The 22,794-nt window shown below is 69.9% G+C and carries 15 protein-coding genes and 1 tRNA gene; 9 read left to right on the top strand and 7 right to left on the bottom strand.

All coding sequences use genetic code 11. The annotated features are described in order from the left end of the window. Positions 1 to 143: 143 nt before the first annotated feature. The 4 genes from ABZ915_RS21465 (at position 144) to ABZ915_RS21450 (ending at position 9,960) form a co-directional block, all read left to right on the top strand. A complete protein-coding gene (locus ABZ915_RS21465; RefSeq protein ID WP_361805239.1) occupies positions 144 to 743 on the top strand; it encodes a hypothetical protein in 600 nt (199 codons plus the stop codon). A gap of 319 nt (positions 744 to 1,062) precedes the next feature. Further along, entirely contained in the window at positions 1,063 to 2,346 is a 1,284-nt protein-coding gene (locus ABZ915_RS21460; protein ID WP_361805236.1) for a DNA sulfur modification protein DndB, read from the top strand. 370 nt (positions 2,347 to 2,716) lie between these two features. Next, positions 2,717 to 8,449 (top strand): hypothetical protein, encoded by a 5,733-nt coding sequence (locus ABZ915_RS21455; protein WP_361805233.1) that lies wholly within the window; start codon positions 2,717 to 2,719, stop codon positions 8,447 to 8,449. Further along, on the top strand, positions 8,446 to 9,960 hold the full coding sequence (locus ABZ915_RS21450) for a hypothetical protein (RefSeq protein ID WP_361805230.1): 1,515 nt from the start codon (positions 8,446 to 8,448) through the stop codon (positions 9,958 to 9,960). Before ABZ915_RS21455 ends, ABZ915_RS21450 begins: the two co-directional genes overlap by 4 nt. Before the next feature lie 420 nt (positions 9,961 to 10,380). On the opposite strand, the gene ABZ915_RS21445 is transcribed toward ABZ915_RS21450, so the two are convergent. The 4 genes from ABZ915_RS21445 to ABZ915_RS21430 form a co-directional block, all read right to left on the bottom strand. Next, positions 10,381 to 10,797: a hypothetical protein gene (locus tag ABZ915_RS21445; protein ID WP_359254986.1), complete on the bottom strand. Its 417-nt coding sequence runs from the start codon at positions 10,795 to 10,797 to the stop codon at positions 10,381 to 10,383. A gap of 469 nt (positions 10,798 to 11,266) precedes the next feature. After that, positions 11,267 to 11,342 (bottom strand) — tRNA-Arg (locus tag ABZ915_RS21440). Between the two features lie 62 nt (positions 11,343 to 11,404). Next, positions 11,405 to 13,066 carry an IclR family transcriptional regulator C-terminal domain-containing protein gene (locus ABZ915_RS21435; RefSeq protein WP_361805227.1) on the bottom strand — a complete coding sequence of 554 codons (1,662 nt, stop codon included), beginning with the start codon at positions 13,064 to 13,066 and terminating at the stop codon, positions 11,405 to 11,407. A gap of 258 nt (positions 13,067 to 13,324) precedes the next feature. Further along, on the bottom strand, positions 13,325 to 14,632 hold the full coding sequence (locus tag ABZ915_RS21430) for a M6 family metalloprotease domain-containing protein (RefSeq protein ID WP_361805224.1): 1,308 nt from the start codon (positions 14,630 to 14,632) through the stop codon (positions 13,325 to 13,327). 294 nt (positions 14,633 to 14,926) lie between these two features. Between ABZ915_RS21430 and ABZ915_RS21425 the strand changes: the two genes are divergently transcribed. Both ABZ915_RS21425 and ABZ915_RS21420 read left to right on the top strand, forming a co-directional pair. Beyond that, on the top strand, positions 14,927 to 15,571 hold the full coding sequence (locus ABZ915_RS21425) for a TetR/AcrR family transcriptional regulator (RefSeq protein WP_361805221.1): 645 nt from the start codon (positions 14,927 to 14,929) through the stop codon (positions 15,569 to 15,571). A 174-nt stretch (positions 15,572 to 15,745) separates the two neighbouring features. Further along, complete coding sequence (locus ABZ915_RS21420; protein ID WP_361805218.1) at positions 15,746 to 17,272, top strand: MFS transporter; 1,527 nt, start codon at positions 15,746 to 15,748, stop codon at positions 17,270 to 17,272. Between the two features lie 129 nt (positions 17,273 to 17,401). Here the strand turns inward: ABZ915_RS21420 and ABZ915_RS21415 are convergent, their stop codons facing one another. Next, positions 17,402 to 17,914, bottom strand: a complete 513-nt coding sequence (locus ABZ915_RS21415; protein WP_361805215.1) for a MarR family transcriptional regulator — start codon at positions 17,912 to 17,914, stop codon at positions 17,402 to 17,404. A gap of 100 nt (positions 17,915 to 18,014) precedes the next feature. Here ABZ915_RS21415 and ABZ915_RS21410 point away from each other — a divergent pair, with 100 nt between their 5' ends. Next, positions 18,015 to 18,806, top strand: coding sequence for a class III extradiol ring-cleavage dioxygenase (locus tag ABZ915_RS21410; protein ID WP_361805212.1), 792 nt, complete (start codon positions 18,015 to 18,017; stop codon positions 18,804 to 18,806). 80 nt (positions 18,807 to 18,886) lie between these two features. On the opposite strand, the gene ABZ915_RS21405 is transcribed toward ABZ915_RS21410, so the two are convergent. After that, complete coding sequence (locus tag ABZ915_RS21405) at positions 18,887 to 19,423, bottom strand: N-acetyltransferase family protein (RefSeq protein WP_361805209.1); 537 nt, start codon at positions 19,421 to 19,423, stop codon at positions 18,887 to 18,889. Positions 19,424 to 19,618: 195 nt separating this feature from the next. Here ABZ915_RS21405 and ABZ915_RS21400 point away from each other — a divergent pair, with 195 nt between their 5' ends. Both ABZ915_RS21400 and ABZ915_RS21395 read left to right on the top strand, forming a co-directional pair. Next, positions 19,619 to 20,617: a sigma-70 family RNA polymerase sigma factor gene (locus ABZ915_RS21400; protein ID WP_361805206.1), complete on the top strand. Its 999-nt coding sequence runs from the start codon at positions 19,619 to 19,621 to the stop codon at positions 20,615 to 20,617. A 488-nt stretch (positions 20,618 to 21,105) separates the two neighbouring features. Further along, complete coding sequence (locus tag ABZ915_RS21395; protein ID WP_361806269.1) at positions 21,106 to 21,708, top strand: TetR family transcriptional regulator; 603 nt, start codon at positions 21,106 to 21,108, stop codon at positions 21,706 to 21,708. A gap of 71 nt (positions 21,709 to 21,779) precedes the next feature. Here ABZ915_RS21395 and ABZ915_RS21390 read toward each other — a convergent pair whose 3' ends face one another. Next, positions 21,780 to 22,745 carry a YafY family protein gene (locus ABZ915_RS21390; RefSeq protein ID WP_361805203.1) on the bottom strand — a complete coding sequence of 322 codons (966 nt, stop codon included), beginning with the start codon at positions 22,743 to 22,745 and terminating at the stop codon, positions 21,780 to 21,782. Positions 22,746 to 22,794: the final 49 nt, after the last annotated feature.

Below are 22,794 nucleotides of genomic sequence, written 5' to 3'. Positions count from 1 at the left end.
ACGGTGCTTTCAGTCACGTGCTTATCTAGTCTCGCTTCCGAGTGCAAGCGGCGGCCTGAGGCGCTCTGTTGAGTCCGCGCCGCGCATCGGATCTCTCCACTCATGGCCACCGCACATCGCGCATCGCAGCAGGAGGAACCCAGATGACCACCCAGCCCCCGCAGCAGCCGGGATACGCGCACCAGCCCGGATTCCCGCAACAGCCGGGCTACCCGCAGCCTCCCGTGCCGCCGAAGAAGCGGTCCAAGGCCAAGCTGGGCTGCCTCGGCGTCCTGGCCGTGATCGTGATCGGCGGTATCGCGTCCGTGGCGGGGTCCGGCTCGGGCGACTCCTCGGCCGGTGCCGCGTCCTCCGCCGCGGCGACGGGCTCCTCCAAGGGCGGTCACTCCTCCAAGACCAACGGCTCCGCCAAGACCACCGGTTCCTCCAAGACCGCCGCGCCCCAGCAGTCCACCGTCGACGCCTTCAAGGCGTATGTGAAGAAGCACGAGTCCGCGAAGACGCGGGAGGCCGCGGTACACGTCACCAAGGTCCAGGGCGCCGACAAGAACAACGACATCCTGGACACGGCCGACATCTACACGGACTACACCGGGGACCTGGTCAGCGCGGACGCCGGCAACGCCAAGCTGCTCGCCTCGGCCTTCGCCGACTTCCAGGCCGGCCGGGGGAAGGCCAGCAAGAACGGCCTTGTCACCGTCTACAACGCTGACGGCGACGTCCTGAGCAACGGCAACTACTGATGTCATAGTCGGAGCTCGCGCCGCCCCGAACGCGCCTGTCGGCAGTTCCTCTGTCCCGGTACCACCGCCCCCGGTCCGCCGAAGGCGGCATGAGGCCAGAAGGCCCTACGGAGGGCCGCTCCGGCCAACCGCCTCGTCTCCTGTCACACCGCACCCGGCGAACGCGCCGCCCCCGCGATCGGTTTCTCACCGTCCACGGCTGGTCCACCCGTCTGACGCCCCCGGCGCCCGACCTGCATGCCCCACCCGGTGGGCGTCACCCGCCGCCCGCCTCATTCCCGCTGCCCCCGAGGGCTACCTCTTCGGAAGGAAGTCATCCATGACCATCACCGTCGACTCCTCGCGCCTCTCCCTGGTGCGTGAGGAGTCCACTTACCTGGCGATCCGCACCAGCCAGGGCGGCCGGACCGTCTACACGACGCGCATCCCGCTCGCCGATCTCTCGGTCATCCTGACCATCCCGGACCCGGCCAAGCCGGACCCGGACAACCGCAAGGTGGACATCGCCCACGCCAAGGGCTTCGGCCAGTACCTCGCCGACAATCCCGGCTGGGTGGCTCCGGCCCTCCTCATTCGCGACACCGGCAGCTGCCGCTTTGAGCCGATCAGCGAAGACGGTTCGGTCGGCTACCTCACCGTCCCGTGGTCCATCGGCGGTATCGGACGCCTGATCACGATCGACGGCCAGCACCGCATCCTCGGCGTCCACCTGGAGAAGAAGCGCATCACGGACGAGGTCTCCCGCATCGACCGGGAGATCCTCCGCGCCAACGAGGCCAAGAAGGCGAAGCTGCAGCAGGACCGTGAGGCTCTGATCGCTCGTATGCAGCGGCTCAAGGACGAGTTCGTCGGGATCGACATCTACGTGGAGCCTGACGGCGTGAAAGGCCAGCAGATGTTCGTCGACGTCGCCGACAACGCCAAGGGCATTTCCGGTGCCGTCCGGGCCCGCTTCGACACCTCGCGCATCGCCAACCGCACGCTCAGCGACATCGTCACCCACCCCTTGTTCCTGGGCAAGATCGACATCGAGCGGGACCGGATGACCCTGACCAACCGCAACCTGATGGGCGCCAAGCACGTCGCCGACATCACGCGGGCCGTCATCGCCGGTCCCGGCGGCCGCGTCAGCAAGAAGGTCGAGTCGCTGACCGACAACGAGGTCATCGAGAGCGTCCGCGGCTTCCTGGACGTCATCTCCATCGCTTTCACCGCTCTCGCGGAGATCACCGAGGAGGACGTGGACAACTACGACCCCTCGCTCTCCGAGAAGAAGAAGAACGAGCCGCCGGCGCCCCCCACCAAGGCCATGAGGCTGCGCGAGTCCTCCCTTCTGGGCTCGGTGGGCATGCTCCGCGTCCTGGGCGGCGTCTACCGCAACCTTCGGGAGGACGGGGCCGAAGACGGTGACATCCAGGAGTTCTTCAAGCGGCTCGACCGGCACATGGCCGCCCCGGTCGCCGAGGACAGCATCTGGCGTACCACGGCCGCGAACGAGGACTTCGAGCCGAACGCCGCCGCCCCGATCATGCGGCAGCAGAACGTCGTGCACCTCACCAAGGTGATCACGGACTGGTACAAGAAGGCCCCGGCCGCCCTCTGACCCACCGGCAACGGCAAAGTGTCTCCGCATCCGGCGGATTCCAGGGGCCGTCGCGACTCAGTGACGGCACCCCGGCCCACACGACCGGGCTCGGCGGGCGTCAGACGCGCCCGCCCTCGTCAATCTCTTTGTTCACAGGCCCTGGAAACATCGTTGAGCTGCCGATTCGATCGCGCATGCGGCTGGCGGGGAGAGTGGAGAAGGTGTGAAGATACGGCATGTGTCGCCAGCTCACGAACTGCGCCGTTGGCTTTCCAACCAACCGTCAGAATCCCTGCAGCACCTGCTGGCCTTCCTCGCGGTCGTCCATGGTCACCCGTTCCGATATGAGGGCGAACCGACACAGCAGGCTCGCGCGACCGCCTCAGGTATGCGTTCTTGGGTTGCCAAGGCTCCCGCTAACCTGCTCCTGCATATCGCCGAGGTCGGACACGAGGTGGCCGACAAGATGGCCCGTCAACGCGGTTTCGCCGGACGGGGCCTGCCCCAGGTGGATGCCGAGGGCCTGAAGTCGACGTTCGCGACTCTGCCGCCGTCACTCGCATGTCTGACCCTCCACTGGTACGCGCTCACCGACGAGAACCCGCCCGAACGTCAGGGCGTCCTGGAGCACTGGGACGCCCTCTGGGAAGCCGCTGCGACCCCGGCACCGTGGCCCGAGCCGCCGAAGCCCCGTCGGCGCCACGCCAGGGCGGGGACACGGCCGGCCGGCACGGTCCCGACCTCGCAAGAGATCCAGCACAGCACACAATCCCAACTCGCCGACAAGGAGCACCCGGTGCCCGACGACCTCGCCGAACAACTCGTAGCCGCCGCGCATCGACTGCGCAGGCAGGGTGAGGTACTGGCGGGTCGGCTGGAGAGCCTTGCGACGGACATCCGCAGGGGCCTGGGCGCGAGGGACGCTCAGGTGTCCGCTGCTCTGGACGCCTGGTTCGGTCGACGAGCCGAGACAGCCGAGTTGGTTCTCGGCCTCGACGGCGACACCCGCTGGACGGACGAGCAGACTCATGACGATCTCGACCGGATTCTGGCGGACGTTCGCGCCGCGAAGATCCGTGCGGAGATCGAAGCAGCCGCGGCCGACCGGGCGCGGCTCGTCACGATGCTTGCCGGGACGAGCAATCCGGGCGTGCTCAGCGGGCTGCAGGCGGCGATCGGCGCCCTCGACACCCGGCTTGAAGAGCTTCGGTCGATCGACGGGGTTCCGTCCGAGCCCCGGTCGGCAGCCCCAGCTACCGGGGAGACGTCCCCTGCATTCGACACGACGGGCGGGTCGGCGGAGAGCACGCCGGGCGAAGAGCCGCTCGCGGAGGCGGGCGCGCACCCCATCCCCGCCGCGGTCGAGGAGAAAGCACCACAGCGAGAGTCCGCCGCCCGGCCGCTCGAGCCGGGCATGGGTGCCGAGGCACCGGTTTCCGAAGGGGCGGGTTCGGACGGCGAGGAGACGGAGCCCGCGACAGACGCCCGGGTAACCGAACGTCAGGAGGTGCCGCTCGCGGCAGCCTCTTCTACGGCAGCGGCCGCGCGGACGATGGACAGGCCGGAAGAACGTCTCGGACAGATCGCCGCCCTCCCGCAACCGCGCACCGCGCGGTGGCAGTCGGCGGCACCGCAGGCAACCCTGCCGCCTGCCGGCTCGCGGAAGACGCCGGACGAGGACGAACGGGAGGCCGCCGACCCCGGCGGGCCGACCGCGACCGCCGGGACGACCGGCATCTGGACGCGGACAGGCGATCACCCCTCCCCGACGGAGACGTTGATCGCCGAGGGCAGGCTGGCGGAGGCCTACTGGCTGAGCCGGGCGGCCGGGGAACGGGAGGAGCGGTGTCACTCCCTCGCCTTCGCTGCGTCGGCATTCGGGCTGGCACCCGGTCAGCAGGCGGCGATGACCCTGCAGCTCAACGTCGAGGAGGAGCGCGGCCCGCTGTCGACCGCGGAGGACCGGGACGGATACCTCGTTGCCCTGGCCGCCGCCGTACGCAGCGGCCTGCAGGCGGGCTGGGCGCTGCCGATCGTCAACGACTTCGCCCAGCTGCCCGGCCTGCCCGAGGTCTGGAACGAGCTGTTCCGGATGCTGGCCCAGGAGGTCCGCAGGGGGGTGTCGGTCCAGCCGGGCGAGGAGTTCAACCTCAAGCAGGACGACACCGTCGATCCTGTGGATCTGGGTGACCGGGCGGAGGCCCTCAAGCGCCGTCTGCCGACCAGCAAGATCGCCTACCAGCTCGCCTCGCGGGTGCTTCAGACCCTGCTCAAGGACGACGCGGAACTCGGGCGCACACTCAACCTGATCACGGCATGGTCGGTAGGCGGGGCAACCCCTGAACAACTACGCAAGGATCTTGAGAACACCTACGGGGAAGACGACTCCGTCGACCGGATCATCAGGGACACGACACGCCGGGTCAGTTCCCCCAACCAGCGAAAGACCAAGATCATTGCTACGGCTCTGGATCAACTGCGCGGGCGCATCGGAGAGGTGACGATGCTTCTGCGTGAGGCGGTGCAGGTCGCTGAGATGCCGCCGCGCGGTGACAGTCGGCGTCTTCGTGGTGAGTTGGTGGCTGCGGTCCAGGCGGCACTGCAGGCGGCACCGTTGCCCGGCCCTGGCGGCGAAGCGGTGCGGTTGCTGATCAACTGGATCAATGCCGGGCCATCCCCGGTCCCGCCGGGGACCGTAAGCGGGTTGCCCAGTACCGACTCGCTGCTCGTCCTTCCGGGCCTGACCTGGATCACGACGGCCGCAGGCCAGGACGTTCCAGACCTGTCCGCGGCAGGCACGCTGGACGCCCTGCTGGAGCTCACGGATCCGGCCGACCCGGGGACGGCGTTCGCCGTCCACATCGGCCGCGGTGACCTGCACCTCGCCGAACGGCTCGTCGAACTCGTGGAGACGGGCCGACTCCACGCGGTTTCCACGCCGGAAGCAGGCCAGGGGGAAGCGCTGCGGCGTCGGCTCGGTGACGCCAAGGCCGAGTGGCGTGTGAAGGCCGGCGCGGCCTTGCGTGAGGCCGCTGACCTCTTCGCCCAGGTACGCCTGCAGAACCTGCTCACCCCCGAGCAGGAGAGCCACTTGGCGGCCCAGCTCCTTGATCTCGAGAACTCGGATAACCCCCTGTGGTTCCGTCGGCGGCTGGAGCAGGTGCGGGACGTGGTCACCCAGCTGAGCACCAGGGTGTCGGAGAAGACCGACCAACTGCGCGAGCAACTGGCCGGCCTGAACCTGGGAGAGGCGGACGTCGCCCGGATCACCGGCCTCATAGACCGGGGAGACGTCGCCACTGCCGAGGAGTTGCTCTCCTTCGCCCGCAAGGGCGAGAGCATTCCGGAACAGGCCGCTGAGACCGGCGCGGAGATGGCCTCCTTCTTGGAGGGCGTGCGGCACCCGGACGCCCCCAAGGCCAGCAGCACGGGAGTCAGCGCGCGCTGGTGGTTCGACCACTACGCCCGCGGGCGCTCCCGGCAGGCCAAGACCGACGCGGCCACGGTGGCCCTGGAAGCTTGGGACTCGCTCGGGCGACCGAACGAGCGCCGCAACTCCTTCCAGAAGCACGTCCCCAGCGTGCTGCGCATGCTCGGCCTGAGCATCAGGGGGCCGGTCCGGCTCGGGGACCAGGACCGGAAGGACTGGCAGGTGATGACGCTGTCGATCACCGCCGAGATCAGCGACAATGTCCCCGGTTACGTGTCGCGGCTCGGTTCCCGCGCCGGTGGCCTCTACCGAGTCCTCGTCGTCGCGAACGAGGAGCTCGGTCCGGACGCCCTGCTGCGTCACCTGCCGGAGGCCGCACTCGGCGCCAACATCATCCTCTACCTGCAACCGCTCGGCATCGGCGGACGGCGACGCCTCGCGCAGGCCTCGTACCAGAAGCCGCAGCAGGCGATCGTCGTCGACCCGGCCGTCTTCGGCTGGATCGCCGCGGGCGAGGCCCGTTCCTTCCGCGCGGTGCAGCGGGTGACGCTGCCGTGGGCGGCGTACCGACCGTATGAGCCTTTCCAGGCCGGGCAAGTCTCCGCCGAGGTCTTCAAGGGCCGCGACGACGAGAAAAGCGCGATCATGGCTCGAGAGGGCGGTCTCTTCCTCTACGGCGGGCGGCAGCTGGGCAAGTCCTCACTGCTCCGGCAGGTGGCGGACAGCTTCCAGGCGGGGCACGGAGGCAACCAGGTCGCGGTCTACACGGACCTTCGCATCGCCGAGATCGGGCTCAGCCGGCTCCCGAACGAAATCTGGAGCGTGCTGGCCGAGCAGCTGAAGCTTGTGGGGGTGCTCGACAACAGCACGTCGGGGAACGTGGTCCCGGCCGCCGTCGCCGCTCGGATCCGGCAATGGCTGGACGAGAGCTCGGAGCGGCGCATTCTCTTCCTCGCCGACGAGGCGGACGCCTTCCTCAATGCCGACGCCCGGCCCGTCGATACGGCCGGAGCGCAGTCCACCTTCCGGACCCTCGCCAGCCTGATGCAGTTGATGGCAGACACCGAACGCCGCTTCAAGATCGTGTTCGCGGGTCTGCATCAGGTGCAGCGGTACAACCGGCTCACCAACTCCATCACCGGGCACGGCGGTGAGCCGGTCCTGGTCGGCCCGCTGCGCCCGAAGGCTGCGGTTGACCTGGTCGTCGAACCGCTGGTCGCGGTCGGGCTGTTCTTCGAGAACCCCGACCTTGTCTGGCGCATCCTGGCCCTGACCAACAACCAGGCCAACCTCGTACAGATCGTCTGCGAGGGGCTGGTCGAGGAGATGCAGAGCCGCGCCCTGTCCCAGGACGGCGGGCGTCCCCGGATCACCGCTGCCGACGTGCAGAAGGTCGTCGCTTCCGGAGGCATCCGGGACAAGATCCGCGACCGGCTTCGGCTGACCATCGACCTGGAAGACCGGTACCGTGTTCTGACCCTGATCCTGGCCCTGCGAAGCCTCACGGACGGCTACGCCCGCGGCTACACGCCCCAGGAGTTGCAGGAACAGGCGCACGGCGTATGGCCGGACGGCTTCCCGGAGCAGAACGGCGTGGACGAGGTCCGCACCGACCTGATGGAGATGGAGGGCCTCGGCCTTGTCCTCCCGCTCCAGGGACGGAGTAACAGCTTCGTCATGCGCAGCCCGAACATCGTCAACATGCTCGGCACCCGCGACGAACTCGACGCGGAACTACGCACCAGCGAGTTCACACAGAAGTACGACTACAACCCGCGCGTGGCCCGCCGGTCCATCGGCGTCGACCGCCGTCAGGTCATGCGCATGAGCCCGCTGACGGACGAGCAGTGGTACGACGCGCTCTCCCGGCGCATCACGATGATCACGGCTACGGAGGCACTCGGCGCCGGAGTCCTGGACAAAGCCGCGAAGCAGCACGCCGGAGAGGGCCGCCAGTTCGTGTCGGTGCCGACGGCGGAACCGGCACAGACCGTCACCAAGTGGGCCCGGGAGCACACGCCGCACCTGCTCTTCCTTGACCTGCGTGGAGTTCCCTCGGCGGACGTCCGGGACGCGGTCGAACGACTCGCCAAGTACGCCTCGGCATCGGAGGAGGACGGCAAGGAGATTCCGCGGCGGCGCACGCTGGCCGTCGTCGACCCACTGACCGCGTCCGGTCTTGATCTCCCGGAGGTGTTCCGAGTACAGCCCCGGCGCTGGAACACCACCAGTCTCCGCGCGTGGCCGGAGCAGCCGTTCGTCTCGGCCCAGGAGCGGCGCAACCTCATTGAAGCAACCGGGGGCTGGCCCGCCATCGTCGAGCAGACCATCGCCCAGTACATCCACGGCGCCCCCCGGGAGAATCTCTTCGAGGCGATGCGTGGCCGCATGGACGACCCTGGTCCCGCCTCCGACCACCTGCGACGGGTCGGACTCTCGGAACGCCATGTGCGGCAGATGGCCGCCTGGGCCGACATGTTCAGCCTGGAGGAGCACCGCCAGGGCAAGGCCCATGCCGTTCCCCAGGATCTCGCCGTCGTGCTCGATGACGACCTGGACGAGGCTGAGGCACTGCTGGCGGATCTGGAGGCGCTTGGGATCCTCGACGACGATGGCGAGAGCCTCACCGTCGACAGCGTCACCTTCCGCGCCCTCCGGACCGTGGCGGGGCTGCAGGACGGGTCGATGTGACCGAGCTCATCGGACCGGTCGGCATCCTGTCTCCAGAGGCCGTCCTGCACTTGCCGGGTGCGCGACGCCACTGTGCGCGGGTCCTCGCCGACCTGCGCGCCGGGCTCACCTGCGTCTGGCTGTTCCCGGACAACGAGGTGGAGTCGGACCGCGCGGACCGCGCCCTGGAGGCGGTGATCCACCGCCTTGACGACGTCGTGGACATACCGCGCAAGGAGACGCACCCGCGTCCGACGCTGAGGACGGCCACGCCGGACGCGCGGTACCTGTGGGATGCACTCGGCACCGAGGGGGGACTCGGCACCGAGGGGGTGCCTGTCGCTCGGAGCTCCGAGGGCGGCTTCGACATTGACGACGGCTTCGGCGACTGGGACCCGTTCGGCCTCTCCGGACGGGTCGGCAGCTCCGGCCCGTCCGAGGCTCGGCCCCTCGGTGCAGCCGCCGCTGCCAGGCCCTCCGACAGCCCGGTCACCGACATCGCCGTGCGCCTTGCCGACAGTCTCAATCTGCACGGAGACCTGGTCTCGGAGCTGGTCACCGACCCGGACCGCCGTGCGCCCGTGCTCGTCGTCCGCGCGTGGGCCGAGGCGGACCCGCTCGCCGTCTCCCGACTGATACGTCGCTTCCAGGCTGCTGTGAAGGAGGCCGGCCTCAAACCGGGCGATCGGCCGCGGCTCCTCGTGGCCTCTCGCCTACAGGACCTGGAGGAGGACACCGTGGCGCTCCTCGACGGAACGGTGTCGAGACCACACTGGTGGTGGGGCGTCTGGAGCCACCTCGACACGGCCACGGTGGTGGCCGATGCCATTCCTCATGCGGGCGTCGGGCATGCCCACGACCGCATGACGCCCGGAAAGCTCATCCGGCACGCCCTGCGCTGCGAGACGGTCGTCCAAGCAGCCGGCCCCGATTTGGAGCTCGCCGTGAAGCTGGCCGACACCTGGAATGGCGAGATCAAGGACCTTGTTTCCGCTCTGCGTAAGTGCTGCACCGACCCCACGGCGCACGGCGCCTACGGCCGCGCGACGTCCGGCGCGGCATACGCGCAGCTCCCCGAGCAAGGGCTGCGCGAGGCATGGTCGGCCGGGCTGGTCGACAGTTGGGAGGGGCAGATTCGCCGCAGCCCCCGCTCCGGTGTGGCGACACACGGCGGCTCGGAACTCGACAAGTTGGTGTGGCAGGCCCAGAACCGCGTGCTGCTGCCATTGATCGACGACGTCCGCCTCGGCTTCATCGAGCTACTCCCACGCATTGCGGTACGCGGCATCGCACGACTCGTCGACACGTACGTCCGGCAGTCCCTGCGTGGCGCCAACGGTTCGGCGGCAGACCTCGCGTCCATGGAACTCGGCGAGCTCTACGACGCGGCGGTGCACCGGGACATCGACCTCACCGAGGTTCAGTTCCGCCAACTGCGCACGCTCCGATGGGCACGCAACAAGCTTGCCCACCGCACACCTCTGGACGATGCTCTGCTCCGGGACCTGCTGGAAGCGCTCTCCCGCTGCTGACGTCTCGCGTCCCCATAAGCCGTCGCCAAGTCCGAGTCAGCGAGTTGACAGGGTGTCTCATCGGCGGGAGGGAAAACCTCACCGAACGAAGTGTCGACTGCCACCCATCGGAGGCGCACCTCGAGCTGAGCATCCGCGGTGTGACCCCTCATTGGATGGCTCGATGGGAGGACCGGCGAGGCCGGTGACGGATGGCTCTGCCCGATGTCCTCCTACTCCATGGCTGGTAGAGCGCGTGGACCTTGCCGTCGCCAGCGGTTCGGCGCCGTGCCAGTCAAGGCGCTCGCCGAATCCGGTGACCGCAGTTTGGCAGGTAGAGGAGCGGGGCGCGTACCCCACAGTGCACGCGTCGGCGTGGGTCCGCTCGGGCGAGCCTGACAGGCTCGCCCGAGCGGACCTGGCCCTAGTTTCTGGCGAACTTCACGCCTGGCGCTTCGCGGCCTCTTCGCGCAATTCCTGCAGGCGGCGTCCGCTGGGGACGTGCGTGTACTGGCCCCACCCGTTGATGTCGCTCCCGGTCTGCGCCTTCAGCGCGGGGGAAGGTTGGGGGAATACCCGGCCATCGGGGATTTCGATCCAGCCGTCAGCAGTGATGGTGGCATCGTGGGTCCGCTTGAGTCTCGACTGGTGGTGGCGGACCTTGTCCCCGGCTGCGGCCAGGCCGGCTTCGATGACGGACATCAGGGCACCGGTCTTGCGGCCGCCCGTCTTGTCTGCGGGCGGCTTCTCGCCCTTCAGGAGTTCACGACGCAGGACGTCATTCGGGGTATCAACGAGCGGTTCACTGTGACGCTGCAAGTAGGCGAACACCTCATCGTCGACCTCGATGGTCCTCATGGGTTTGGGCATGCAACACCTCCGCGTTGAACTTTATTGCCGCCAGTCTTCCAGGCGTAAAGTTTGGCTGAGCGAGCCTGGTGTTGCACTCGGCGGTGGCGTGCGTGTGGGAGGGGAGTGGTGGGCTCGACCCAGGCCTGCGGCTCGGCGTGGGCGCGCACTGGCTGGCCCTGACCCTGAAGGGTGATCTCGGCCTCGGGCGCTTCCCAGGGTGTAGAAGGACGAAGAACTTGGCCTGGAACAGCGCGGCAAGCGGGTGGAGGGGGTGTCATGGGCCGGCATCGAGGGCGCCGACGTGAACGAGACCATGTCAGTTGCGGCCGTGCGAAAGGGGGAAAGTCGGGGGCGCCCAGGTCCCACGAAGGACGCTGCCTGACGGCGCGTTCCCATTCGTTCCCATGTGAGACCAAAAAGCCCCTCGGAGGTCACTTCCGAGGGGCTTCTCCGGTACATCGTGCCTGGTCAGGCATGGTGCCCCCGGCAGGATTCGAACCTGCGACACCCGCTTTAGGAGAGCGGTGCTCTATCCCCTGAGCTACGAAGGCGGATCGTGGCTGTGTGGGCCACAGGCGTCAGCGTACCGGATCTCGGGGGTGGGGGTGGGGGGTCAGGTCGGGGGGATGGGGGTGAAGCGGGATGCGGTGTGGAGGTCGGATTCGATGTGGGTGGCTGTGGTGGTGAGGGCGGGGAGGAGGTCGGTGACGCAGTCGGCGAGGGTGCGGCGGGCCGCGTGGGTGGAGAGGTTGATGGCGGCGATGACGCGGCCCGTGCGGTCGTGGAGGGGTACCGCGATGGAGCGGAGGCCTGATTCGAGTTCCTCGTCGGCCAGGGCGTAGCCCTGGGGTGTGACCTCGGAGAGGAGTGCGCGGCCCAGGGAGGTCGAGCGGGCCGGGAGGCGGGCGCCCACCGTGATGTCGGGGGAGAGGACGCGGGGGGTCGTGGCTCTCGCCGTCAGTTGGATCATTGGGGCCGGCGATTCCGGTTCTGACGGGGTTGATGGTTCTGCCAGTACCGCCAAGCCCGCCCACTCCTCCACCCCGTCCGCCAGGGCGCGCAGGTGGGGTTCCGCCAGGTGGGGGAGGGTGGTGCGGGAGAGGGGTGGGAAGCCCAGGGAGAGGACTCGGGGGGTGAGGGTGAAGGTGTGGGCGTCCGGAGTCGGGGTCACCAGGCCGAGGTGGGCGTAGGTGATCAGCGCTCGTCGGGCCGTCGCGCGGGCCAGGCCGGTCGCCTTCGCCACCTCTGTGAGGGTCAGGGCGGCGCGGCCCTCGCCGAAGACGGTCAGGACCGTGAGGCCGCGGGCCAGGGACTCGATGAAGTCGCGGCCCAGTTCGTGCTTCGACGCTGTCGTCCAGGTGGCCAGGTCGGAGGGGGGTGGGCCGGGGATCAGCCGCGGGGCCTCGCTCAGGTCCCTTTCCATCGCCGTCACCGCCTCGCGCAGGCGGGGGAGGAGTGTGTCGCGCAGATCGGCGGCCGTGTGGCGGCTGGTGTGGCTCACCACGTTCGCCGCGCACACGACGCGGCCCGTCGCCGGGTCCCGTACCGGTACGGAGACGGCCACCAGGCCCGGTTCGATCAGCTGGTCGTCCAGGGCGTAGCCGTCGGTTCCGGCCAGGGCGGAGCGGCGTACGAAGTCCTCGGACTCCGGTGTGGTCGTTCGGTGCCTGCGTGGTACCGCCGGGAATTCCCCGTCCTCCGGGTCCGCCGCCCGGCGTGCTCGCCAGTGGGTCCAGTCCGGCTCCGTCCAGTCGGTGGCGAACAGCGGGCCGGGGGCGGTGCGTTCGGCGGGGAGGAGGTCGCCGATGCGGAAGCTGAGGGACATCGCGCGGCGGCGGGTGGCCTGGTGGATGAAGCGGATGCCGTCGCGGTCGGCGACCGCCAGGGACACGGACTCGTCGAGTTCGTCGGCCAGTTCGTCGGCGCGGGCGTCCAGCAGGGCGGGCAGGCGGAGGGCGGCGAGGTAGGCGTTGCCCAGGGCCATGACGGGGGGTGCCAGCACGACGTCCCGGCCGTCGAGGCGGACGTATCCCATGTGTTGGAGGGTCGTCGTGATCCGGTCCACCGTGGAACGGGCGAGGCCGGTGGCGCGTTCCAGCGCGCTCGGGCTGAGGGTGCCGCCCGCCTCGGTGAGCCGCCGCAGTACGGCGATCCCGCGGATCAGCGGCGTCACCGCCTCGGCCGGCGGTGTCCCCGCCTCGGCCGGCGGCACGGCGGGGTCCCCTGGGGCGTCGGTGTCGGCGTCGGCGTCCAGTGGGGTCTTGGTCGCGGGCATCGGCTGCGGCTCTCCGGTACGACGGGACGGCGGTCTCGGCACGCCTACGGTAAGCCCGCCCCGCCCGGCCGGCGCCGGGACGGCACAGCACGGCTAGTGCCGCGACAGGCAACGTTCGCCCCGTCGCGACGCCCGGCACGCACTCTCGCCGCACCGGGCACAAGCCCAAGTACATCCAGTACGAGGGCTCGCACCCGGCACGCCGAGAGCACGCACCGGACGCCGCTCCTTGACGGGCAAACGTTGCCTGCCGCGGCACTAGCTCCGCGTCACCCGCACCCGGTAGTTCCCGTCCGCGTCCTTCCCCGTCACCTCCACGGTGATCCCCCGCAGCGGGTCCTTGAAGGTCTGTCCGGGGCCGAACGTCGCGTCCGAGAGTTCGGTGTGGACGTTGGGGCTGCTGGTGCAGCCGCCGGAGTGCGGGTGGGCGTCGTAGACCTTGATGGGGCCCTGGCCGGTGTCGACGTTCGCGTCGACCTTGTAGATGAGGACGCCGGGGTGGCACACGGTCTCGTCGTTGCCGCCCCGGGTGCGCAGTTCCAGGGCGTAGTCGGTGTGGCCGTCGACCGGGAGGACGACGAGTTTGCGGCCGCCGGCCCGGTACAGCGGGGTCAGTTCGTACTCGGTGGTGCCGCGGGCGGCCGCGCAGCTGATCTGTGAGGCGTCCAGCCAGCCCAGCTTCCACTTGTGCCAGCCGAGCAGGTCGTTGTCGGCGCCCCAGTCCTCGCTCATGATGTCCCAGTGGCCGACCGTGCCGGCGCCTTCCTGGGTGTAGAGGTCGGGCAGGCCGAAGACGTGGCCGTTCTCGTGCGGGAGTACGCGGTAGCCGGTGAGGGGGTAGGAGCCGGAGCCGTCGTCCTGGCGGGAGTAGACGAAGGAGGCGTTGGCGATCGGTATGCCGTCGGCGACCGGCGCCTCCGCGTTGCCGGCGAACGTCACCGACAGCACGGTGTCCAGGGCGGAGGGGCCCGCGTTCGGGGTGACGAGCACGTTCAGCAGGTCGTACGAGCGGAAGTCCACGGTGGGGTCGGCGGCGGCCACGATGTCCTGGACCAGTCGGCGGTAGCCGGGGTCGAAGGGGGCGCCGCGTTCTATGCCGTAGTCCTTGAACGGCTTCGGCATGCGCAGCCAGTCGGTGACCGGGGTCTCGGGGCGGTAGTCGAGACGGCCGTAGGAGGCGGTGCGGAACCACTCCTGGGTCTTCGGGAAGAACTCGTGGAAGCGGTCGAGGGCGTTGCCCTGGCCGGGTGCGTCGGAGAAGTCGACCATCAGGGTCAGGGCGTGGACGGTGCCGGTGGAGTGGGAGTAGCCGGCGGGGGTGGGGATGCCCTCGGTCATCTGGACGTCGTAGCCGCCGCTGATCATGCAGGGGGCGAGGGCGGGCGAGCGGGCCAGGGCTATCGGGCCCGCACCGGCGGTGGCGGATCCCGCCGTGAGGTGCCCCGGGCCGGCCGTGGTGCTGATCGCGAGGGTCAGCGCGGTCACGGACGCGAGGGCGGCCACACGGCGCGGGCGTATCCGGTGTGCGCCCGGCGCACGCCGGCCGCTGGACGACTGCGGCTGCATGCAGGGGACCTTCCGCTCCACGGCAGCCGCCGGTCGCCGACTGCACCCTTGTGGTCACCCTGTGTCGACGGGGCCGGGGGCGCGCGCTGGAGGAGTCCGATCGTGGGTTTCCCGCGGGTAGGGGGCATGGATGGCGCCCGGAGGTCACACGGAAGGGAGGTGTGACCCAGGTCACGGGAAATTTCTCCGCGGTCGCGAAATAACCGGGGACCTCTTCCCCGTTTAGCCATGTGTCCGAGCGAAACGGGGACTCGTTCCCCGGATCGTCCATCCGAATGAGCTCAGGAGTACGCCGTGCCCACCGCGACCCCCGTGCGAGCCAGGACGCCCCGGCCCCGCGCCGACGCCCTGCGCAACCGGGAGCGGATCGTCGCCGCCGCCCGGGAGATGTTCGTCGAGTTCGGCCCCGATGTGCCGCTCGACGAGATCGCCCGCCGGGCCGGTGTCGGCAACGCCACGGTGTACCGCAACTTCCCGGACCGCGACGCCCTCGTCCGTGAGGTCGTCTGCTCCGTCATCGACCGTACGGTGCGGGCGGCCGAGGAGGCGCTCGCGGAGACCGGGGACGCCTTCGAGGCGCTGGCACGCTTCACGCACACCGCCGCCGACGAGCGGATCAGCGCGCTGTGCCCGATGGTCTCCACCACGTTCGACCAGAACCATCCCGACCTCGAAGCGGCCCGCCAGAGGGTCGAGCAGATCGTCGAGGAGGTCATGGACCGCGCCAAGACGGCCGGCCAGCTCCGCCCCGACGTCGGCGCAGGGGACCTGCTGCTCGCCGTGTCCCAGCTCAGCCGGCCGCCGGCCGGCACGGGCTGCCTCAGCATCGACCGCTTCGTCCATCGCCATCTGCAGCTGTTCCTGGACGGACTGCGGGCCCCGGCCCGCTCCGTGCTGCCGGGCACGGCCGCGACCATGGAGGACTTCCGGCAGAGCTGACCGAGCTGACCGAGCAGACCGAGCTGACCGATTAGTTCCGGGCCCCACACCGGTCCATCCAACGACACTCTCAGAACCGCGAGCCTCCGGCCGCCGCTCACCTGGGCGAGCCGGCCACACCTTCACGCCTTTTCACCGATTTCTCCGTCACGAAGTCCCGAAGTGGGTACCTCCATGTCCGAAACACCTCCGGCCACCGTCGGCACCGCCGACGCCAACCGCTGGAAAGCGCTGGTCTTCATCGCGCTCGCCCAGCTGATGGTCGTCCTCGACGCGACCATCGTGAACATCGCCCTGCCCTCCGCCCAGCAGGACCTGGGCATCTCCGACGGCAACCGCCAGTGGGTCGTGACGGCGTACGCCCTCGCCTTCGGCGGTCTGCTCCTCTTCGGCGGCCGGATCGCCGACCTGTGGGGCCGCAAGCGGGCCTTCGTCATAGGCCTGACCGGCTTCGCCGCCGCCTCCGCGCTCGGCGGTGCGGCGACCACCGGCGCGATGATGTTCGGCGCCCGCGCCCTCCAGGGTGTCTTCGGCGCGCTGCTCGCCCCGGCCGCGCTCTCGCTGCTCGCCGTGATGTTCACGGACGCCAAGGAGCGGGCCAAGGCGTTCGGCATCTACGGCGCGATCGCCGGTGGCGGCGGCGCCGTCGGCTTCATCCTCGGCGGCGTGCTGACCGAGTACCTGGACTGGCGCTGGACGTTCTTCGTCAACATCCCGTTCGCCGTGGTCGCCGCGCTGGGTGCGTACTTCGTCATCCGTGAGCCGGAGGGCGGCCGCAACCGCAACCCGCTCGACATCCCGGGCGTGCTCCTGTCCACCCTCGGCCTGGTCTCGCTCGTCTACGGCTTCACCCGCGCCGAGTCCGACGGCTGGGGCGACACCACCACCGTCTCCCTGTTCGTCGCGTCGGCCGTCCTGCTGATCGCCTTCGTCGTCACCGAGTCCAAGGTCAAGAGCCCGCTGCTGCCCCTGCGCGTGGTCACCGACCGCAACCGCGGCGGCATCTACCTCTCCCTCGGCATCGCCATCATCGCGATGTTCGGCACGTTCCTCTTCCTGACCTACTACCTCCAGGTCATCAAGGGCTACTCGCCGATCAAGACCGGCTTCGCCTTCCTGCCCATGATCGCGGGCATGATGGTCGGCTCGACCCAGATCGGTACGCGCCTGATGACCCGGGTCCCGGCCCGGATGCTGATGGGCCCCGGCTTCCTGGTCGCCGCCTCCGGCATGCTGCTGCTGACGCGGCTGGAGATCGGCTCGTCGTACGCGTCGACCGTCCTGCCGTCGATGCTGCTGCTCGGCCTCGGCATGGGTACGGCGTTCATGCCGGCCATGTCCCTGGCCACCCTGGGTGTCGAGCCCCGGGACGCCGGTGTCGCCTCCGCGATGGTCAACACCTCGCAGCAGGTGGGCGGCGCGATCGGCACCGCCCTGCTGAACACGATCGCCGCCTCCGCGACGACCTCGTACATCAAGGACCACATCGCCACGGCCACCTCCAAGCCGCAGCAGCAGCTGGTCCAGATGCAGGGCATGGTGCACGGCTACACCAACGCGATCTGGTTCGCCGTCGGCATGCTGGTGCTCGCCGCGGTCATCGTGGTCACCCTCGTCAACGCCGGCCACCAGGGCGCCGGTCCGGTCGCCTCCGGTGAGGGTGCCGAGGACGAGGTGGCCGTCCCGGTGATCGCTCACTAGGGCCTGTCCGGCGGATCAGGGCGCAGGAAATGGGCGGTGCCTCATCGGTTCTGGTGGGCGTGCCGAGCCCCGCGTCTGCGGCATGATCCGCCGGAGAGGCCCCGGCCCGCTGAAGGAAGGGTGGCTCCCTCAGCGGAGCCACGGCAGGTCGGCACCCGCTTCGTTCGGCTGAAGACCCTCGGCGACGATCTCCATGATCTCGCCGAGGGTCTTCTGCTGCTCGGGGGTCAGCCGCTCGAACAGCGCCTGGCGTACGGCGGCCACGTGGCCCGGCGCGGTGCGCCGCAGCACCTCGCGGCCCTCGTCGGTCAGCACCGCGAACTGGCCGCGCTTGTCGGAGGGGCAGTCCTCGCGGCGTACCCAGCCGTTCTTCTCCAGGCGCGCGATGGCGTGCGAGAGACGGGAGCGGGTGATCTTGGCCTTCATGGCCAGCTCGGTCATCCGGAGTCGGCGGTGCGGGGCCTCCGCGAGCCCGACCAGCAGGCCGTAGTAGACGTGCGGCATGCCCGCGTCGCGCTGGAGCTGACGGTCGAGGTGGTCCTCCAGCAGCGTGGAGGCGTGCAGGTACGAGCGCCAGACGCGCTGTTCCTCGTCAGTGAGCCAGCGGTGCTCTTCGGCGGCGGAATCGGGTGCCGTAGTCATGTATCCCACTGTACGGGCCTTCTCCTTGAATCTTAAACAAGTGAGACGTACTCTGTGAGAGGTAGAGCTTGAGACTTAAAGCAATGAGGGAGTCGCCGTCATGTCCGCCGCCACCCAGGAGCGCATGCCCACCCTCTATCTGAGCCATGGCGCCCCGCCCCTCGCCGACGACCCCGTCTGGCCAGGTCAGCTCGCCGCCTGGGCCGCCGGCCTGCCCCGCCCCAAGGCGATCCTCATGGTCTCCGCCCACTGGGAGGAGGCCCCGCTCGCCCTCGGCGCGACGACGACCGTCCCGCTCGTCTACGACTTCTGGGGCTTCCCCGAGCACTACTACCAGGTGCGCTACGAGGCCCCCGGCGCACCGGAGCTCGCCGAGTCGGTACGTAAGCTTCTGCGCGCCCCCGGCACGCCCGTGCAGGACATCCCGGACCGCGGCCTCGACCACGGCGCGTACGTACCGCTGGTGGAGATGTTCCCCGCCGCCGACATCCCGGTCCTCCAGGTCTCCATGCCGACCCTCGACCCGGTGCGGCTGATGGAGATCGGCCGCCGGCTCGCCCCGCTGCGCGACGAGGGCGTACTGATCGTCGGCTCCGGCTTCTTCACCCACAACCTGGCCGCGCTGCGGTACGCGGGCAACGGCGTGCCCAGCTGGTCCTCCGAGTTCGACGACTGGGGCCGGCGCGCGCTGGAGACCCGCGACTGGGACGCCCTGCTGGACTTCCTCGACAAGGCCCCCGCGGGCCGCTACGCCCATCCCCGCACCGAGCACTTCGCCCCGCTCTTCGTCACCATGGGCGCGGCGGAGGCCGGCGGCGAGCTGGACGCGCAGAAGTCCGTGATCGACGGCTTCTGGCTCGGGATGGCGAAGCGGTCGGTGCAGTTCGGCTGAGGTGATCGGTGCGGTTCGGCTGAGGTGATCGGTGCAGTTCGGCTGAGTCGTGCGGTTCGGCTGAGCGGGCGGGGCGCGGGCTAGAGCTCCTTCTCGTACCAGGCGACGTCCCAGTACCGGCCGAACTTGCGGCCCACCTCCCGGTACGTGCCGACGTACCGGAAGCCGAAACGCTCGTGCAGCCGCGTGGACGCCTCGTTGGGCTGGGCGACGCCCGCGTAGGCGCGGTGCAGGTCCTCCCCGGACAGGGCCTCGAAGAGGGCCTTGTACAGCAGGGTGCCGATGCCGCGGCGGCTGGGGGTGCCCCCTCTGGGGGAGTGCGGGGCGAGGTAGACGGTCGTCTCCACGGTCGTGCCGTACGCGGGTTTCGCCCGGTGAGGACTGGATGTGGCGTAGCCCAGAATCTCCTGTGACTCCGCGGCCACGGCAACCATCAGACGGTACGGGCCGTCTTCCGGATGGGAGAGCAGCCAAGGGCGTCGCTCCTCCGGCGTGAAGACCTCGGTGTCGAATGTGATGGGCGTCTCACGTACATAGTGGTTGTAGATGTCCGTGAGGGCTTCGAGGTCACCCTCGACTCCCGGCCTGACCTGCACCTCTGTACTCTCTGTCAACATCACGCCTCCCTACGTGGCCGGACAGGGTACTGCATGATCAGAAGAAAGGAGGGGTGGGTTGGGAATTCTGTCCTGATTCCAGTCGTTGTTTCCTTCGGAAGCCGGGCACTCGAGCAGAGTCCCAACCGTTCATCTCGCGGAGTGCCGAGCGTCCGTTTGGACCACCCGCCAGCCCACCATCGCAAGGGAGCACGCATGGCAACCCGTGCCGTCGCCCGTCGTAAGTCCGCCACCGGCGAGACGGCCGACGCGGCAAGCAGTGTTCGCGCCCATGGCGGCGAGATCGCCGATCGCGACCTGGTCGGCATGTACCTCGACGAGATCGCGCGGACCCCACTGCTCGACGCCGCCAAGGAAGTCGACCTGTCCCAGACCATAGAGGCGGGCGTGTTCGCACGGCAGATCCTCGACGGGTACGAGGAGTCCAAGGCGAGCGCCACCCGTGAGGAGCTCGAGGCCCTGGTCGCCGAGGGGGAGCGGGCCAAGGACGTGTTCATCCGTTCCAACCTGCGCCTGGTCGTCGCCGTCGCCCGTCGCTACCCCCGTAGCGGTCTGCCCCTGCTCGACCTGATCCAGGAGGGCAATGCCGGCCTGGTGCGCGCGGTGGAGAAGTTCGACTACCGCAAGGGCTTCAAGTTCTCGACCTACGCCACCTGGTGGATCCGGCAGGCGATCACCCGCTCGATAGCCGACCAGTCCCGCACCATCCGGCTGCCCGTCCACCTCGTGGAGGAGCTCGGCCGCATACGCCGTGTGCAGCGCGAGTTCAACCGGGAGAACGGGCGCGAGCCGGAGCCCGCGGAGATCGCGGCCGAGCTCGGCTCCACGCCGGAGCGCGTCATCGACGTGCTCGACTGGGCCCGTGACCCGGTGTCGCTGAACATGTCGGTGGACGACGAGGGCGAGACCCAGTTCGGCGACCTGCTGGAGGACACCTCCGCCGTGTCGCCCGAGCAGTCGGTGCTGACGCTGCTGCGCAGCGAGGAGCTGGACGACCTGATCGGCCGCCTCGACCAGCGCACGGCCTCCATCATCAAGATGCGGTACGGCATCGAGGACGGCCGGGAGCGCACGCTGACGGAGGTCGGCAAGGAGCACGGTCTGACCCGCGAACGCATCCGCCAGATCGAGAAGCACGCGCTGCTGGAGCTGAAGAAGCTGGCCCGCAGCACCGGCTTCGACGCGGCGGCGTAACGCCGGCCGGGGTGTGCCGGCCGCCCGGCTACCGCGTACGCCGGGTGGCGGAAGACCGCGCAAACATGGCGCTGGAGCGCCGCTTCAACTCTCGGGGCCCTGGGAACAACACCTCAGGGCCCAGGAGTCCGGGGCCCGGAACCGCACGTCCGCCGCCCTCCAGAGAGACGTGACGCATGACGTGACGTACGACGTGACGCGAGATGTTCTCTCACCCTGAGCCACGTCCCGACGCACATCCCCCCCCGGCGCCGGGACCTTCCCCGAGCCGGGCTTCGGCGCCTGTCCCCCCGGGTGCCGGAGCTCGGCTCCTCTGCTGCGCGGACACGCCCGAGCGGCGGGTCACCCCGTACCTGAACCACGGGGTGGCCCGCCGGATGGCAGATTCTGCCACATAGGCATAACCTGCCGCCGTGAGTCCCACTGATCCTTCTGATCCCTCCACGGCCTCCGGATCGCTGACGGAACGGCGCAAGGCCGAGACCCGGATGGAGATCGCACGGGCGGCGGCCGATCTGTTCGTCAGCCGCGGCCTGAAAGCCACTCGCGCGGAGGACATCGCCCAGGCCGCCGGATGCGCTCCGCGCACCTTCTACCGCTACTTCGCCACCAAGGAGGAGGCGGTCGCCCCCCTCTACGCGGCGGGCGCCCGGCGCTGGACGGAGGCGGTCCGCGAGGCCCCCGCGGCCCTGTCCGTCCCCGAGGCCCTGGAGCACGCGGTCCGTCAGACCCTCACCCCCGGCCAGGCGGTGTCGACCGCGTCCTGGGAGTGGGTGCGCACCCTCATCCGCCTCGCCGGGACGAACCCGGCGCTGCGGAAGGTATGGGCGGAGGTGTGCCGTGAGTCGGAAGAGGCGCTGGTGGAAATCCTGGCGGCCCGGCGGACCGGCGCCGACAACGTTGCCGCCTCCACCTCCACCTCCCCCGACCTGCGGTTCACCGCGGCGGTGGCGGGCTCGGCGGTGCGGGTGGCGGTCGAGTCGTGGGCCTGCACCTCGAACGCTCCGTCCGGCCCGGAGGGCCCGGCCGCGCTCGCGCTGGGGAATCTCGCGGCGTTGCGTGGGTTTCCCTGGGAGGCGTCGGCGCCGTAGCGGCACCCGGCCGGCGCGGGCAAGCGGAACCGGCGCGGGCAAGCGGAACCCCCGCCCCCTCAACCGCCTCCTCACCCACCCCCCGCCCGGCTCAACCTCCCGCCCAACTCCCGTACGCACCCCACGAGTTCCGCGGGCTCCCGGACCTCGAAATCGCAGCCCGCCATCGCCAGCCGCATCGCCAGCCACTCCACTGGGTCCCCGGACGTGCCCCGCAGCACGCAGCCCCCGGTGTCCAGCGGCTCCGGCCGGCCCACCCACGCCGGGACCCGGGACGCGACGAGGTCGGCCGACTCGGTGAACACGACCTCGTACGCGTACGAGTCCTGCCGCCGGTGGATCGACTGCCGCAGATACTCCGCCGCACTCCCCGTCGGCAGCTCCCGCGGAGCGAACCGCGCCCCCGTCGCGAACGGCTCGCTCACCCGGTCGACCCGGAACGTGCGCCAGTCGCCCCGGTCGAGGTCGTACGCCACGAGGTACCACCGCCGCCCGGTCGACACCAGCCGGTACGGCTCGGTCAGCCGCCGCGACTCGCTCCCGTCCTTGTCCCGGTACGCGAACCGCAGCCGCTCCCGCCCGGCCACCGTCGACGCCATCACGGTCAGTGTCTCGGGCGCGATGCTCGCCCCGTCCCCGCTGGTCAGCGGGGTGGTCGCGGCCTGAAGGGTGGAGACGCGCCGGCGTAGCCGGGCCGGCAGCACCTGCTCCAGCTTCGCCAGCGCCCGTACGGACGCCTCGTCCACGCCCGCGACCGCGTGCCCGGCGCCGGCCCGCAGCCCCACCGCGATGGCCACCGCCTCCTCGTCGTCCAGCACCAGGGGCGGCATCGCCTTGCCCGCGACCAGCCGGTAGCCGCCGTCGGCGCCCATGGTCGCCTGTACCGGATAGCCGAGCTCGCGCAGCCGGTCGACGTCCCGCCGCACGGTACGGCGGGACACCCCGAGCCGCTCGGCGAGCTCGCCGCCGGGCCATTCGCGGGGCGTCTGGAGGAGGGAGAGGAGCTGGAGCAGCCGGGCCGGGGTGTCCGTCGTCATGCGTCTCAGGATGCCGTAGAAGTAGGACATGATCTGACCTACTGGGCCA

Origin of the sequence: Streptomyces sp. NPDC046915 (genome assembly GCF_040644935.1) — a bacterium.
Classification (GTDB): domain Bacteria; phylum Actinomycetota; class Actinomycetes; order Streptomycetales; family Streptomycetaceae; genus Streptomyces.
This window is presented reverse-complemented; position numbering and strand designations above follow the sequence as displayed.

Coding starts and splice junctions, on each gene's coding strand:
- ABZ915_RS21465 (WP_361805239.1), top strand. CDS start 144: ATGACCACCCAGCCCCCGCAGCAGCCGGGATACGCGCACCAGCCCGGA.
- ABZ915_RS21460 (WP_361805236.1), top strand. CDS start 1,063: ATGACCATCACCGTCGACTCCTCGCGCCTCTCCCTGGTGCGTGAGGAG.
- ABZ915_RS21455 (WP_361805233.1), top strand. CDS start 2,717: ATGCGTTCTTGGGTTGCCAAGGCTCCCGCTAACCTGCTCCTGCATATC.
- ABZ915_RS21445 (WP_359254986.1), bottom strand. CDS start 10,797: ATGAGGACCATCGAGGTCGACGATGAGGTGTTCGCCTACTTGCAGCGT.
- ABZ915_RS21435 (WP_361805227.1), bottom strand. CDS start 13,066: ATGCCCGCGACCAAGACCCCACTGGACGCCGACGCCGACACCGACGCC.
- ABZ915_RS21430 (WP_361805224.1), bottom strand. CDS start 14,632: ATGCAGCCGCAGTCGTCCAGCGGCCGGCGTGCGCCGGGCGCACACCGG.
- ABZ915_RS21420 (WP_361805218.1), top strand. CDS start 15,746: ATGTCCGAAACACCTCCGGCCACCGTCGGCACCGCCGACGCCAACCGC.
- ABZ915_RS21415 (WP_361805215.1), bottom strand. CDS start 17,914: ATGACTACGGCACCCGATTCCGCCGCCGAAGAGCACCGCTGGCTCACT.
- ABZ915_RS21410 (WP_361805212.1), top strand. CDS start 18,015: ATGTCCGCCGCCACCCAGGAGCGCATGCCCACCCTCTATCTGAGCCAT.
- ABZ915_RS21405 (WP_361805209.1), bottom strand. CDS start 19,423: ATGTTGACAGAGAGTACAGAGGTGCAGGTCAGGCCGGGAGTCGAGGGT.
- ABZ915_RS21400 (WP_361805206.1), top strand. CDS start 19,619: ATGGCAACCCGTGCCGTCGCCCGTCGTAAGTCCGCCACCGGCGAGACG.
- ABZ915_RS21395 (WP_361806269.1), top strand. CDS start 21,106: ATGGAGATCGCACGGGCGGCGGCCGATCTGTTCGTCAGCCGCGGCCTG.
- ABZ915_RS21390 (WP_361805203.1), bottom strand. CDS start 22,745: ATGACGACGGACACCCCGGCCCGGCTGCTCCAGCTCCTCTCCCTCCTC.